General features: G+C 70.7%; 10 protein-coding genes. 4 read left to right on the forward strand and 6 right to left on the reverse strand.

From position 1 onward, the window contains the following. Nucleotides 1-7: 7 nt before the first annotated feature. A complete protein-coding gene (gene glmS / locus ABH929_RS00760; RefSeq protein WP_404559786.1) occupies nt 8-1,855 on the reverse strand; it encodes a glutamine--fructose-6-phosphate transaminase (isomerizing) in 1,848 nt (615 codons plus the stop codon). A gap of 70 nt (nt 1,856-1,925) precedes the next feature. Here glmS and ABH929_RS00765 point away from each other — a divergent pair, with 70 nt between their 5' ends. Continuing rightward, nucleotides 1,926-2,411: a glutathione peroxidase gene (locus ABH929_RS00765; protein ID WP_111083439.1), complete on the forward strand. Its 486-nt coding sequence runs from the start codon at nt 1,926-1,928 to the stop codon at nt 2,409-2,411. A gap of 105 nt (nt 2,412-2,516) precedes the next feature. Next, nucleotides 2,517-3,461, forward strand: coding sequence for a type I pantothenate kinase (gene coaA / locus ABH929_RS00770; protein ID WP_404559787.1), 945 nt, complete (start codon nt 2,517-2,519; stop codon nt 3,459-3,461). A gap of 254 nt (nt 3,462-3,715) precedes the next feature. Here the strand turns inward: coaA and glmM are convergent, their stop codons facing one another. The 5 genes from glmM to truA all read right to left on the reverse strand — a co-directional run bounded on the left by glmM (nt 3,716) and on the right by truA (nt 10,499). Next, on the reverse strand, nt 3,716-5,089 hold the full coding sequence (glmM, locus tag ABH929_RS00775; RefSeq protein WP_404559788.1) for a phosphoglucosamine mutase: 1,374 nt from the start codon (nt 5,087-5,089) through the stop codon (nt 3,716-3,718). 22 nt (nt 5,090-5,111) lie between these two features. Continuing rightward, complete coding sequence (rpsI, locus tag ABH929_RS00780; protein WP_111083442.1) at nt 5,112-5,597, reverse strand: 30S ribosomal protein S9; 486 nt, start codon at nt 5,595-5,597, stop codon at nt 5,112-5,114. Between the two features lie 37 nt (nt 5,598-5,634). Further along, nucleotides 5,635-6,081, reverse strand: coding sequence for a 50S ribosomal protein L13 (gene rplM, locus ABH929_RS00785; RefSeq protein WP_071259898.1), 447 nt, complete (start codon nt 6,079-6,081; stop codon nt 5,635-5,637). Nucleotides 6,082-6,410: 329 nt separating this feature from the next. Then, complete coding sequence (locus ABH929_RS00790; RefSeq protein WP_404559789.1) at nt 6,411-9,530, reverse strand: ExeM/NucH family extracellular endonuclease; 3,120 nt, start codon at nt 9,528-9,530, stop codon at nt 6,411-6,413. 81 nt (nt 9,531-9,611) lie between these two features. Further along, a complete protein-coding gene (truA, locus tag ABH929_RS00795) occupies nt 9,612-10,499 on the reverse strand; it encodes a tRNA pseudouridine(38-40) synthase TruA (protein WP_263055036.1) in 888 nt (295 codons plus the stop codon). A gap of 151 nt (nt 10,500-10,650) precedes the next feature. Between truA and ABH929_RS00800 the strand changes: the two genes are divergently transcribed. Then, nucleotides 10,651-11,649 (forward strand): ATP-binding cassette domain-containing protein, encoded by a 999-nt coding sequence (locus ABH929_RS00800; protein WP_404559790.1) that lies wholly within the window; start codon nt 10,651-10,653, stop codon nt 11,647-11,649. Then, the gene (locus ABH929_RS00805) at nt 11,646-12,479 is read left to right on the forward strand and encodes an ABC transporter permease (protein WP_123339476.1); all 834 of its coding nucleotides are present in this window, start codon (nt 11,646-11,648) and stop codon (nt 12,477-12,479) included. Before ABH929_RS00800 ends, ABH929_RS00805 begins: the two co-directional genes overlap by 4 nt. Nucleotides 12,480-12,488: the final 9 nt, after the last annotated feature.

The following is a 12,488-nucleotide window of genomic DNA, read 5'->3' on the forward strand; positions in this document are numbered from 1 at the left end:
CGTGCGACTACTCGACGGTGACCGACTTCGCGAGGTTGCGCGGCTGGTCGACGTCGAGGCCCTTGGCCGCGGCGAGCTCCATGCCGAACATGTGCAGCGGCGCCACGGCCAGCAGCGGCTCGAACAGCGGGGTCGCGAGCGGGATGCGCAGGACCTCGTCGGCGAAGGGCAGCACGGCGGCGTCCCCTTCTTCCGCGATGGCGATCACGCGGGCACCGCGGGCGCGGATCTCCTGGATGTTCGAGACGACCTTCGGGTGCAGCGACCGCGGGTCACGCGGCGACGGCACGATGACGAAGACGATCTGCCCGGGCTCGATGAGCGCGATCGGGCCGTGCTTGAGCTCACCGGCGGCGAAGCCCTCGGCGTGGATGTACGCGAGCTCCTTGAGCTTCAGCGCTCCCTCGAGCGCGATCGGGTAGCCGACGTGGCGACCGAGGAACAGCACGCTGCGGGTGTCCGCCATCCAGCGCGCGAGGTCCTTGATGCCGGCGGCGTCGTCGATGGTCTGCTGGAGCTTCGGGGCCAGGCCCTCGAGCTCGGCGACCTGCTCGGCGATCTGCTCCGCCGTCATGGTGCCGCGGAGGGTGGCCAGGTGCAGGCCCAGGAGGTACAGCGCGACGCCCTGGGCGATGAAGGCCTTCGTCGACGCGACGGCGACCTCGGGCCCGGCGTGCGTGTAGATCACGGCGTCGGACTCGCGCGGGATCGTCGCGCCCTGGGTGTTGCAGATCGACAGCACCTGCGCGCCCTGCTCGCGGGCGTACTTGACGGCCATGAGCGTGTCCATGGTCTCGCCGGACTGGCTGATCGAGACGACGAGCGTGCGGTCGTTCAGCACCGGGTCGCGGTAGCGGAACTCGTGGGCGAGCTCGACCTCGACCGGGATGCGGGCCCACTGCTCGATGGCGTACTTGCCGAGGATGCCGGCGTACGCAGCGGTGCCGCAGGCGATCACGATGACGCGGTCGACCGTGGCCAGGCGCTCGGCGATCGGGTCGAGGTCGGTCAGGGTGACGGCACCGTCGTGCACGCGGCCGAGGATCGTCTTGGCGACGGCCTCGGGCTCCTCGCTGATCTCCTTCGCCATGAACGAGGACCAGCCGCCCTTGTCGGCGGCGGAGGCGTCCCAGTTCACCTCGAACTCGCTCGGGGTGGCCGGGGTGCCGTCGAAGTGGATCACGTCGACGCCGTCCGGGCGGATCGTGGCGACCTCGTCCTGTCCGATCGCGAGCGCACGCTGCGTGTAGGCGACGAACGCAGCGACGTCCGAGCCCATGAAGTTCTCGCCGTCGCCCAGGCCCACCACGAGCGGGGAGTTGCGACGGGCGCCGACGACGACGCCGGGCTGGTCGGCGTGCACGACGAGGAGCGTGAACGCCCCGTCCAGTCGCTGCACGGCCCGCTGCATGGCGGCGGTCAGGTCACCGGTCTCGCGGAACGCCCGACCGACCAGGTGCGCGGCGACCTCGGAGTCGGTCTCGCTGCGGAACTCGATGCCCTCGGCCTGCAGCTCGGCGCGCAGCTCGGAGAAGTTCTCGATGATGCCGTTGTGGATGAGGGCGAGCTTGTCGCCGTCGGCCAGGTGCGGGTGGGCGTTGCCGTCCGTCGGGCCACCGTGGGTCGCCCAGCGGGTGTGTCCGATGCCCGTGGTGCCGTCCGGGATCGGCGACGACTCGAGCTCGTCGACGAGGGCCTGGAGCTTGCCCGCCTTCTTGGCGGAGACGAGGTCCCCCGCGGGGTCGACCACGGCGATGCCCGCCGAGTCGTAGCCGCGGTACTCGAGGCGACGGAGGCCACCGAGGAGGACGTCCTGGCTGCTGTTGCTGCCGACGTAGCCGACGATTCCACACATGGAAGCGATCCTACGGTCTGCCTGAGCGCGGACCCTGCGAAGCAGCAGGGCTGGGGATAACGTTTCGACCATGGGACGCTTCGACGACATCGCCATCACCACGCTGCACGGCGAGGACACCACGTTCGGCTCGTTCGCGGACAAGGCGGTGCTGGTCGTGAACGTCGCGTCGCGGTGCGGTCTCGCTCCGCAGTACGAGCAGCTCGAGGCCCTCCAGAAGCAGTACGGCCCGCGCGGCTTCACGGTCCTCGGGTTCCCGAGCAACCAGTTCCTGCAGGAGCTCGGCTCGTCCGAGGCCATCGACGAGTACTGCTCCACCACGTGGGGCGTCACCTTCCCGATGTCCGAGAAGGTCAAGGTCAACGGCAAGAGCGCGCACCCGCTCTACCAGGCACTCAAGGAGACCCCGGACGCCGACGGCAAGGCCGGACGGGTCAGCTGGAACTTCGAGAAGTTCCTCGTCGCGCCCGACGGCACCGTCTCGCGCTTCCGTCCGACCACGAAGCCGGACGCCCCCGAGGTGATCGCGGCCATCGAGGCCGCCCTGCCCGCCTGATGCACCGCGTCCTGCGGACGTACACCGAGCACTGGACGGGAGGCCCGGTGCAGGTGAGCCGGTCAGCTCACCTGCACCGGGCCTCCCGTCTGTACGCTCGTCCCCATGCCGATCCCGGAGACCGCCGTCGCGCACCCGACACCGTTCGTGGAGATCCCGCGGCACGACTGGTCGCAGCTCGCACCCAAGGAGCACCTGTCGCTCACCGAGACCGAGATCGTGCAGCTGCGCGGGCTCGGCGACCGGTTGGACATGCAGGAGGTGCAGGAGGTCTACCTCCCGCTGTCGCGGCTGCTGACGCTCTACGCCGCCGGGGCACGGAACCTGCACGCCGAGACGAGCCGGTTCCTCGGTGACCGCGCCGGTCGCACGCCGTTCGTCATCGGGGTCGCGGGCTCCGTCGCCGTCGGCAAGTCGACCGTCGCCCGACTGCTCCGCGAGCTGACGAAGCGCTGGCCGGACACCCCGCGGGTCGAGCTGGTGACCACCGACGGGTTCCTGTACCCGAACGCCGAGCTCGAGCGTCGCGGGATCATGGACCGCAAGGGCTTCCCGGAGTCCTACGACCGTCGCTCCCTGCTGCGGTTCGTCAGCCAGGTGAAGAGCGGCGCGACCGAGGTCCGGGCGCCGTACTACTCGCACCTGGTCTACGACATCGTGCCGGACGCCGAAATCGTCGTCCGCCAGCCGGACATCCTCATCGTCGAGGGCCTGAACGTGCTCGCCCCGCCGGTGCACGGGCGGCTCGCGCTGTCCGACCTGTTCGACTTCACGATCTACGTCGACGCCAAGACCAAGGACATCGAGGCCTGGTACGTCGACCGGTTCCTCGCCCTGCAGGAAGAGGCGTTCTCGAGCCCGGACTCGTTCTTCCACCGGTTCGCGAGCCTGTCGCGTTCGGACGCGATCGACACGGCGACCCAGGTGTGGCGCGCGATCAACGAGCCGAACCTGCTCGAGAACGTCCTGCCGACCCGGTCCCGCGCGACCCTCGTGCTGAAGAAGGCCGCCGACCACAAGGTGAACTCGGTCCTGCTCCGCAAGATCTAGCGCGGGCGGGCGGGTGCGCGCGGGCTTGCACCCCGGTACGGTCATCGCGCCCCGAAGAGTCGGGGCGCAACGACCGCAGCGGGGCGCGCGACGGAAGCGGCACGCAACGCAAGCGCGACGCAGTCGCGAGCGCGGGTGCGGGTGCGGGTGCGCGCCCCCGTACGGTCATCGCGCCCCGAAGAGTCGGGGCGCAACGACCGCAGCGGGGCGCGAACGCGGCGCGCGCGGCGCGAAGTCGCGCCCGGCGCCCCGCCCTACGCGGCGTCGAGCGCCAGGCGCTCCTGCACGACGGCGGCGAGCTCCTCGGCGATGCGCTGGGCGTCGTCCTGCGAGGCGGCCTCGACCATCACGCGCACGACCGGCTCGGTGCCCGACGGACGGAGCAGCACACGGCCGGTGTCCCCGAGCGCTGCTGAAGCCGCGGCGACCGCGTCTTGCACGCCCTGGTCGGCCAGCCCGTGCCGATCGACCCCGCGGACGTTGAGCAGCACCTGCGGGAACACCGTCATGCACGAGGCGAGCTCCTGCAGCGACTTCCCGGTGCGCGCGATCTCGGCGACCAGGTGCAGCCCGGTCAGGATGCCGTCGCCCGTGGTGGCGTACTCGTTGAAGATGATGTGGCCGGACTGCTCGCCGCCGATGGAGTAGTCGCCCTCGTTCATCTTCTCGAGCACGTAGCGGTCGCCGACGCCGGCCTCGATCACGGTGATGCCCGCGTCGGCCATGGCGCGCTTGAGCCCGAGGTTGGACATGACCGTCGCGACGAGGGTGTCGTCCTTCAGGCGGCCGCGCTCCTGCAGCGACAGCGCCAGGATCGCCATGATCTGGTCACCGTCGATGGCGTTGCCGGCGGCGTCCACGGCCAGGCAGCGGTCGGCGTCGCCGTCGTGCGCGATGCCGACGTCGGCGCCGGCGGCCAGGACGGCGCGGGACAGGTTGTCGATGTGGGTCGAGCCGACGCCGTCGTTGATGTTCCAACCGTCGGGCTCGGCGCCGATGAGCGTCACACGGGCCCCGGCGTTGACGAACACCTCGGGCGAGACGCCGGCGGCTGCACCGTTGGCGCAGTCGAGCACGACGTGGATCCCGTCGAGCCGGTGCGGCAGCGTGCCGAGCAGGTGGACGACGTAGCGGTCCTCGGCGTCGGCGAACCGGGTGATCCGACCGACGTCGATGCCGGTGGGGGTCGGCGCGGAGTGGTCGTGCATGGCCGCTTCGATGCGGTCCTCGACCTCGTCCGGCAGCTTGCGACCACCCGTGGCGAAGAACTTGATCCCGTTGTCCGGGGCGGGGTTGTGCGACGCGGAGATCATCACGCCGAAGTCGGCGTCGATGTCCGCGACGAGGAACGCCGCAGCGGGGGTGGGGATGACCCCGGCATCGAGCACGTCGACGCCGGCAGAAGCGAGTCCGGCCGCGACCGCGGCACCGAGGAACTCACCGGAGACGCGCGGGTCGCGCGCTAGGACCGCGCGGGGGCGCGGCCGACCGGACGCCCGCCGGGCGTCCGCATGGTGTCCGTGTGTGAGGACGGCCGCGCTCGCCTGGGCAAGACCCAGTGCGAGCGCGGCCGTCAGCTCGCCGTTGGCGAGACCACGAACCCCGTCGGTACCGAACAGACGCGGCATTGCGATCTTCAGCCGGTGACGACTAGCGCTTCGAGAACTGCGAAGCCTTGCGGGCCTTCTTGAGACCGGCCTTCTTGCGCTCGATGACGCGGGCGTCACGGGTGAGGAAGCCGGCCTTCTTGAGGGTCGCGCGGTTGTTCTCGCGGTCGATCTCGTTCAGCGTGCGGGCGATGGCGAGGCGGAGTGCGCCGGCCTGACCCGAGGGGCCGCCACCGGTGATGCGGGCGACGACGTCGTACGAGCCGAGGAGCTCGAGCACCTTGAACGGGTCGTTGATGAGCTGCTGGTGCAGCTTGTTCGGGAAGTAGTCCTCGAGCGAGCGACCGTTCACGACGAACGTGCCGGAGCCCGGAACGAGGCGAACGCGCGCGATGGCCTCCTTGCGGCGCCCGACGGCACCGCCGGAGACGTTGAGGATCTGACGGGGAGCAGCCTCGGCAGCGGCGGGTGCGCTCTCCGTGGTGAAGCTCTCCGGGGTCTGGTCGAGGGAATCAGCGATCTGAGCCATGAGTTTCTCTATGTCCTTGAAGTCGTCGTGGCCGGAACTACTGTGCGACCTGGTCGAAGATGTACGCCTTGGGCTGCTGCGCGGAGTGCGGGTGCTCCGCGCCGGCGTAGACCTTCAGCTTCTTGAGCTGCTCGCGACCGAGGGTGTTCTTCGGCAGCATGCCGCGGATCGCCTTCTCGACGGCGCGGGTGGGGTGCTTCTCGAGCATCTCCGGGTAGGAGGTCGCCGTCAGGCCGCCCGGGTACCCCGAGTGGCGGTAGTAGACCTTCTTCGCGAGCTTCGAACCGGTCAGGGCGACCTTGTCGGCGTTCACGATGATGACGTAGTCACCCATGTCCATGTGCTGGGCGAAGGTGGCCTTGTGCTTGCCGCGCAGGAGCGCCGCGGCGTGGGTGGCGAGACGGCCGAGGACGACGTCGGTCGCGTCGATGACGATCCAGTCGTGCTGGACGTCTGCCGGCTTCGGTGAGAACGTGCGAGTCACAGGAGTGCTGCTTTCGTGTCGAGGTGAGGAGTCCGTGAATCCCACTCCGGTCGGGGTTCCCCGCGGCAGAAGCCGGCGGAACGCCCGGATGGAGGGCTCATCTGACTGTCCGGCGCGCATGGCGCACAGACCAAGGTGAGAGCCTAGCCGATGCGGGTCGCGTCGGTCAAACGCAGCCACTGCCGGACGGGAGGCCCGTGGCGGCCTGGCCACGGGCCTCCCGTCCGCCGTGGACTCGCGCCTCCCCCGCTTGGTGAGCAGGAATGGTCGGGTCGCGCACGGCGAACCCGACCATTCCTGCTCACGAAGTGCCCCGCGGGGCGTGGGGACTACTCCGCAGCCGCCGCCTTGCGACGACGGACGACCAGCACACCCGCACCCGCGGCGAGCAGCAGGAACGCGACCAGCGCACCGGCACCGAAGCCCTCGGCACCCGTGAACGCGAGCTGCCCGTCAGCGGTGATCGTGATCGGGGTCCACCCGATCAGGCTCCCGTCCGCGGCCGTCACCGCGAGGCGGTGTGCGCCAGCGGGGGTGTCCGACGGGATCGTCACCCGGACCGTCCCGTCGGCGGCCACCGTCACGGTGCCGAGCAGCGTCGGGGTCGAGTACAGCCAGACGTTCACGACGTCCCCCGCGTACTGCGTGCCGACGGTCACGGTGATGGTCTCCCCCGCGCGAGCCGACGACGGCGCCGAGACGCTCCCACGGTTCGTGTCGGTCAGGCCGGTCTCCGACGGGGCAACCGGCGTCACCGCGCCCGGAGCCGACGGTGTCGGGGCAGGGGTCGGCTTCGACGTGGGCGTCGGGGTCGGGGTCGGGGTCGTGCCGCCGTCACCCGGCGTCGGGGTCGGGGTCGGCACCGGAGTCGGGTCGGTCCCGGGGTCCGTGCCCGGGTCGGTGCCGGCAGCGTCCAGGTCGAACCCGACCAGGATCGGGTCGTGGTCGCTCGCCCGGAACACGTACTCGCTGTACAGGTCCGACGCGTTGTAGTTGTAGCGGCTGTACTCCAGGCCCACCGACTCGACCGAGTTGATGTTCCAGATGTCCACGCCCGTGACCGTCTCGGTGGCGGCCGGGGACGCGAACACGTGGTCGAGCGACCCGCTCAGGCCGGAGAACACGTACGAGTACTCGGTGGCGTCGAGCGCCGGGCCGAGGTCGGTGTAGCCGGCGTCGTCGAGGACGACCACCGGGTCCTCCTTGCTGTAGGCGTTGAAGTCACCGAGCATGAACACCTTGTCGGTGCCGTACTGCGCCTGCATGTCGGTGGAGAAGGTCACGAGGGCCTTCGCCTGCCGCACCCGGTCGGCGTTCGAGGCGCCCTGGCCGTCACCCTGGTCGGCGTTCTCGCCGGTGCCGGAGCCCTTCGACTTGAAGTGGTTCGCGATCACGAGGAAGTCGTCCTCGGAGGTGCCGCCGACGGGGCGGAACGCGTCCGCGACGGGCTGCCGGGCGTTGGTGAAGGCGGCGTCGAGCAGGATCGTCGAGTCGCCGACGGGTTCGACGCGGTCCTTCTTGTAGATGAGCGCGAGCCGGATGACGTCCTCGCTCGCCGGCACGGTCGCGGGGGACTTCGCGTAGGCCCAGGTGTCCTCGCCGGTGGCAGCGTTGAGGGCGTCGACGAGCGTCGCCACGGCGGCGTCGCGGTCCTGGCCGAAGCGTGCCGAGTTCTCGATCTCCTCGAGCGAGACGACGTCTGCGCCGAGGCCGTTGATCGCCTTGACGATCTTGACCTGCTGGCGCAGGAAGTCCTCTTCCTCAGCGGCACCGCGCGCGTCACAGCCGGAGTTCACCGTGACGGGGTCGCCCGCGCGGTCGGTGTAGTACGAGCAGCCGGTGAGCTGGTCGCCCGTGGTCGGGAAGTAGTTCAGCACGTTGAACCCGGCGAGCTTGAGGTCGCCGCCGACGTCCTGCGGCTTCGCCTGTCGCACGTTCGAGAACGACGCGGGCAGGTCGGCCGCCGGGGTCGCACCGGTGATCGGCGTGGTCGGCTGGAACTTCCACCCGCTGTTGCGGTAGTCGAGGACGACCGGAGCCTCGAACGTGGCGGTCGCCCCGACGGTGACCGGCCCCTGGGTGAGCCACGACACCGGGATGCCCTGGTTGGCCTTCGTCAGGAAGTTGGTGCTGGCGCCGTCGTCGAGCGTGACCTTGCGCGCGGCGTTGGACGCCTCGACGGCCTTCGCCTCGGCGCTGCCCGGGCGGCCGACCTCGGTCGGCTGGACGAGCCGGCCGGCGCCGCTGGCGAGCACGACCTCGCCGTACTGGTTCGTCGTGTAGTTGTCGGCGACCGTGAAGGAGCCCTGCGGGGCGATGAGCATGCTCTCGAGCGACTCACGCTGCGCGTCCGACGACGGGAACGCGACCGCTGCGGGCTGCGGGGCGACGACGGTGTCGGTGAGCTTCTCGAACGATGCCGTGTCCGACACCGTGAGCTCGGTCAGGCCGAAGTACTCGGAGACCCCACCGGTGACGCGCACGTGGTCGCCCTCGGCCACCAGCCCGGCGGTCGCGGACGAGAAGACGAAGACGGCGTCGGACGCGGTGTGGGTGCCGAGGTCGATCGCGCCGCCGGTCCCCGGGGTCTGGATCGTGTAGCCGTTGAAGCCGCCGGACGCGTAGACCGCGGTGACGACACCGTCGGTGGTGACGGTCTTGCCGGCGTAGGGCGAGGTGTCCGTGGTGCCCTGCAGTTGCGCGATGGTCACGGCCTCGGCGGGGGCACCGGGGTCCGTCGGCTCCGTCGGGTCGGTCGACTCCGTCGGATCGGTCGGATCGGTCGGCGCAGCCGTCTCGCCCGCGGCGTTCCGCGGCGTCAGGGTCGTCGTCACCGAGAAGTCCGCGCCGTTGTCGTCGGTGTCCGCCGTGCCCTGGCGGACCAGGCCGTTCGGCACGGCGTTCGCACCCTCGACGGTGCGCACGGTGCCCTCGAAGGTGTTCGAGGCGCCGTAGCCGAGCAGGTCGACGACGCCCGCGGTGCCGGTCGGCACCGGGCCGGCGGCGAGCGCCACCGGTGTGGCGGTGTCGGACAGCACGAGCGTGCCCGTGGTGCCGGACGGGTTCAGCGAGGCGGTGTCGTCCGCCGTCGGCAGGTCCGCTCCGACCGGGGTGGCCCCGCCGTTGCCGGCCATCGACACCAGGAACGTGCCCTCGGCCGGCACCGTGCCCTCGAGCGCACTCGTCGAGAAGGCGCCGGTGCTCGTCGCCGAGCGGTACTGCAGCGACCAGCCGTCGAGCGACACCGGGGCGTCGGTCGGGTTGCCGATCTCGATGAACTTCTGGTTGTAGAAAGCACCGTTGCTGCCGGCCTTCAGGTAGGCCTCCTCGATGACGAGGCCACTCCCCTCGGGGTTCGCGGTCGCTGCGGTGACGGTGACGAGCGGGGCCGCGAGGAGTGTCGCAGCAGCCGTGGCGCACAGCAGAGTGCGCCCGAGGGAGTTGGGCATGCCCGCACGCTACCGACCTGCGGAGTCCCTCAGGTTGCGTCGAGGTAAATGATTGCGTTCGGCAACATCAGGACCGGGCGTTCACTCCCGCCGCGCCCGCGTCTGCTCCGCCCGCCCCGCGAGCTCCCCATCAGCCGGGTACCCCACCTCGGTCAGCGTCAGCCCCTTCGCCGGCGCCGTCTTGAACGCGCTCGTCCGCGTCTCGGCGACGCGGAGCTCCTCGAGCCGTTCCGGCCCGAACCGCCCCTCGCCGACGGCGATGGTCGCCCCCACCATCGCGCGCACCATGGAGTGGCAGAACGCATCGGCCTGGAGGCGCGCCACCAGCACCCCGTCCGGCTCGCGGTCCCAGCGGAACTCCTGCAACGTCCGGATGGTCGTCGCGCCCTCGCGCGGCTTGCAGAACGTCGCGAAGTCGTGCAGCCCCAACAGCGTCAGCGCACCGCGCTCCATCGCTGCCGGGTCGAGGCTCGCCCCGTGCCAGACCGTGTACCCGCGCCGACGTGGATCGCGCGGGGCGTCGGCGTCCGCGATCCGGTACTCGTACCGTCGCCAGAGCGGCGAGAACCGGGCGTCGAACCCGTCCGGCGCGACCGAGGCCCGGGTGACGACGACGTCGCCCTCTGGTGCCGCGATGCCGTTCACGCGTTTGACGAGGCCGTCCAGCGGCGAGCGCCCCGAGCCACGCTTGGCGCTGAGCGCGTCCCACTGTTCGGCGGACAGGTCGAGGTGGGCGACCTGTCCGGTGGCGTGCACGCCGGCGTCGGTGCGTCCGGCGACGGTGAGCAGTGGCGGTTCGCCCCACCGGGTGAAGACGGTGGCGAGGGCGGCCTCGAGCGCGCCCTGCACCGTCCGCAGCCCGGGCTGCCGTGCCCACCCGGAGAACGCGGCCCCGTCGTACGCGATGTCCAGCCGCAGCCGGATCCCGGCAGCCTCGCCGCCGCCCTGCAGGCCCGCCGTCTCGTCCACGCGACCACCGTACCGGGGCTGCACCGCGCCTCCCGTCCGTCCTGCACAGCACCCGGCTGACGCGCGCTGTCCACCGATGTCAGCGCCACGTCAGTGCCGCGTGAGCGCCCCGCGGCACCATCGTCCTCGACATCGACGAAAGGACCCTTCGATGAACACGACACCGCTCGCGGTGGAGGCCTCCGGCCTCGTGAAGACCTTCGGGACGAACCGCGCAGTGGACGGTGTCGACCTCCGTGTGGAGGCCGGCACGGTCTACGGCGTGCTCGGTCCCAACGGCGCCGGCAAGACCACCACCATCTCCATGCTCGCGACCCTGCTCAAGGCGGACGGCGGCGAGGCCCGGATCTTCGGGCACGACGTCCGACGTGAGGCGCAGACGGTCCGCACCCTGATCGGGGTGACCGGTCAGTACGCCAGCGTCGACGAGACCCTCAGCGCGACCGAGAACCTGGTGATCTTCGCCCGTCTGCTCGGGCTGTCCCGCGCCGACTCGAAGCGCAAGGCGGTCGAGCTGCTCGAGCGCTTCGGGCTGACCGGAGCCGCGTCGCGCCCGCTCAAGGCCTTCTCCGGTGGCATGCGTCGCCGGCTCGACCTGGCTGCGAGCCTGATCGCGCAGCCGCCGCTGATCTTCCTCGACGAGCCGACCACGGGGCTCGACCCCCGGACCCGTGCGCAGATGTGGGACACCATCCGCGAGCTCGTGGCGACGGGCTCGACGGTCCTGCTGACGACGCAGTACCTGGACGAGGCCGACCAGCTCGCCGACCGCATCGCCGTGATCGACCACGGCCGGGTCGTCGCCGAGGGCACGAGCGACGAACTGAAGGCCTCGATCGGCAGTTCGTCGCTGCAGCTCCGCCTGACCGATGCGCTCCGGCTCGACGCCGCGCGCACGATCGTCCGGAACACCCTCGGTGTCGACGCGGTGGCCAGCCCCGAGGGCTCGCGTCTCACCGCACCGATGTCGGACCCCGACCGCGTGACGGACCTGCTGGTGTCGTTCCGCGAGGCCGGCATCACCCTCGCCGAGATGAGCGTGCAGAAGCCCACCCTCGACGAGGTCTTCCTGACGATCACCGGCGCACCGGCGACCACCGACGACGACAACGACAGCACCGACCGCGAACTCGCAGGGAGCATCGCATGACCACCATCACCACCACCACGGGCACCGCTGCGCCCCGGATCACCCCGCGCCCCGGCGTCGGTGCGACCGGGCTCGGCGCCACCGTCCGGCAGTCGCTCACGATGGCGTACCGCGGCCTGATCAAGGTCCGGCGCACCCCGGAGCAGCTGTTCGACGTCACCCTGATGCCGATCATCTTCACCGTGATGTTCACGTACATCTTCGGTGGTGCGATCGCGGGTGACGTCGCGAGCTACCTGCCGATCATCATCCCCGGCATCCTGGTGCAGACGAACATCACGTCGTCGATCGTCACGGGCGTGCAGCTGCGCGAGGACATGGACAAGGGCGTCTTCGACCGCTTCAAGTCCCTGCCCATCGCCCGGATCGCCCCGCTCGCGGGTGCGCTGCTCGCCGACACCGTCCGGTACGCGATCGCCACGACGATCACCTTCACGGTCGGCATCATCATGGGTCTGCGTCCGGCCGGCGGTTTCGGTGCGGTCGTCCTGGCCGGGTTGCTGGTCATCGTCGTCGCGTGGGCGATCAGCTGGATCTTCGCCTACTTCGGCGTCGTCGCTCGGACGGCGTCGAGCGTCTCCGGCATCTCCAACATGGTGCTGTTCCCGCTGACGTTCCTGTCGAACGCGTTCGTGCCGGCGGACACCCTGCCGGACTGGCTGCGCTGGTTCTCCGAGGTGAACCCGATCTCGCACCTCATCACGGCGGTCCGCGAGCTCGTGAACCACGGCACGGTGGGCGTCGATCTCTGGATCAGCCTGCTCGGCGCAGCGGTCGTGGTCGCGGTGTTCGCGCCGCTGACGGTCCGCGCGTACATGCGGAAGGCCTGACGGGCGCCG

The organism is Curtobacterium sp. AB7 (assembly GCF_044909335.1).
Lineage (GTDB): Bacteria > Actinomycetota > Actinomycetes > Actinomycetales > Microbacteriaceae > Curtobacterium.

What these genes read in the sequence shown, in the direction of transcription:
- ABH929_RS00790 (WP_404559789.1), bottom strand. Translation starts at nt 9,530, where the DNA reads ATGCCCAACTCCCTCGGGCGCACTCTGCTGTGCGCCACGGCTGCTGCG.
- glmS (WP_404559786.1), bottom strand. Translation starts at nt 1,855, where the DNA reads ATGTGTGGAATCGTCGGCTACGTCGGCAGCAACAGCAGCCAGGACGTC.
- glmM (WP_404559788.1), bottom strand. Translation starts at nt 5,089, where the DNA reads ATGCCGCGTCTGTTCGGTACCGACGGGGTTCGTGGTCTCGCCAACGGC.
- rpsI (WP_111083442.1), bottom strand. Translation starts at nt 5,597, where the DNA reads ATGGCTCAGATCGCTGATTCCCTCGACCAGACCCCGGAGAGCTTCACC.
- coaA (WP_404559787.1), top strand. Translation starts at nt 2,517, where the DNA reads ATGCCGATCCCGGAGACCGCCGTCGCGCACCCGACACCGTTCGTGGAG.
- ABH929_RS00765 (WP_111083439.1), top strand. Translation starts at nt 1,926, where the DNA reads ATGGGACGCTTCGACGACATCGCCATCACCACGCTGCACGGCGAGGAC.
- ABH929_RS00805 (WP_123339476.1), top strand. Translation starts at nt 11,646, where the DNA reads ATGACCACCATCACCACCACCACGGGCACCGCTGCGCCCCGGATCACC.
- ABH929_RS00800 (WP_404559790.1), top strand. Translation starts at nt 10,651, where the DNA reads ATGAACACGACACCGCTCGCGGTGGAGGCCTCCGGCCTCGTGAAGACC.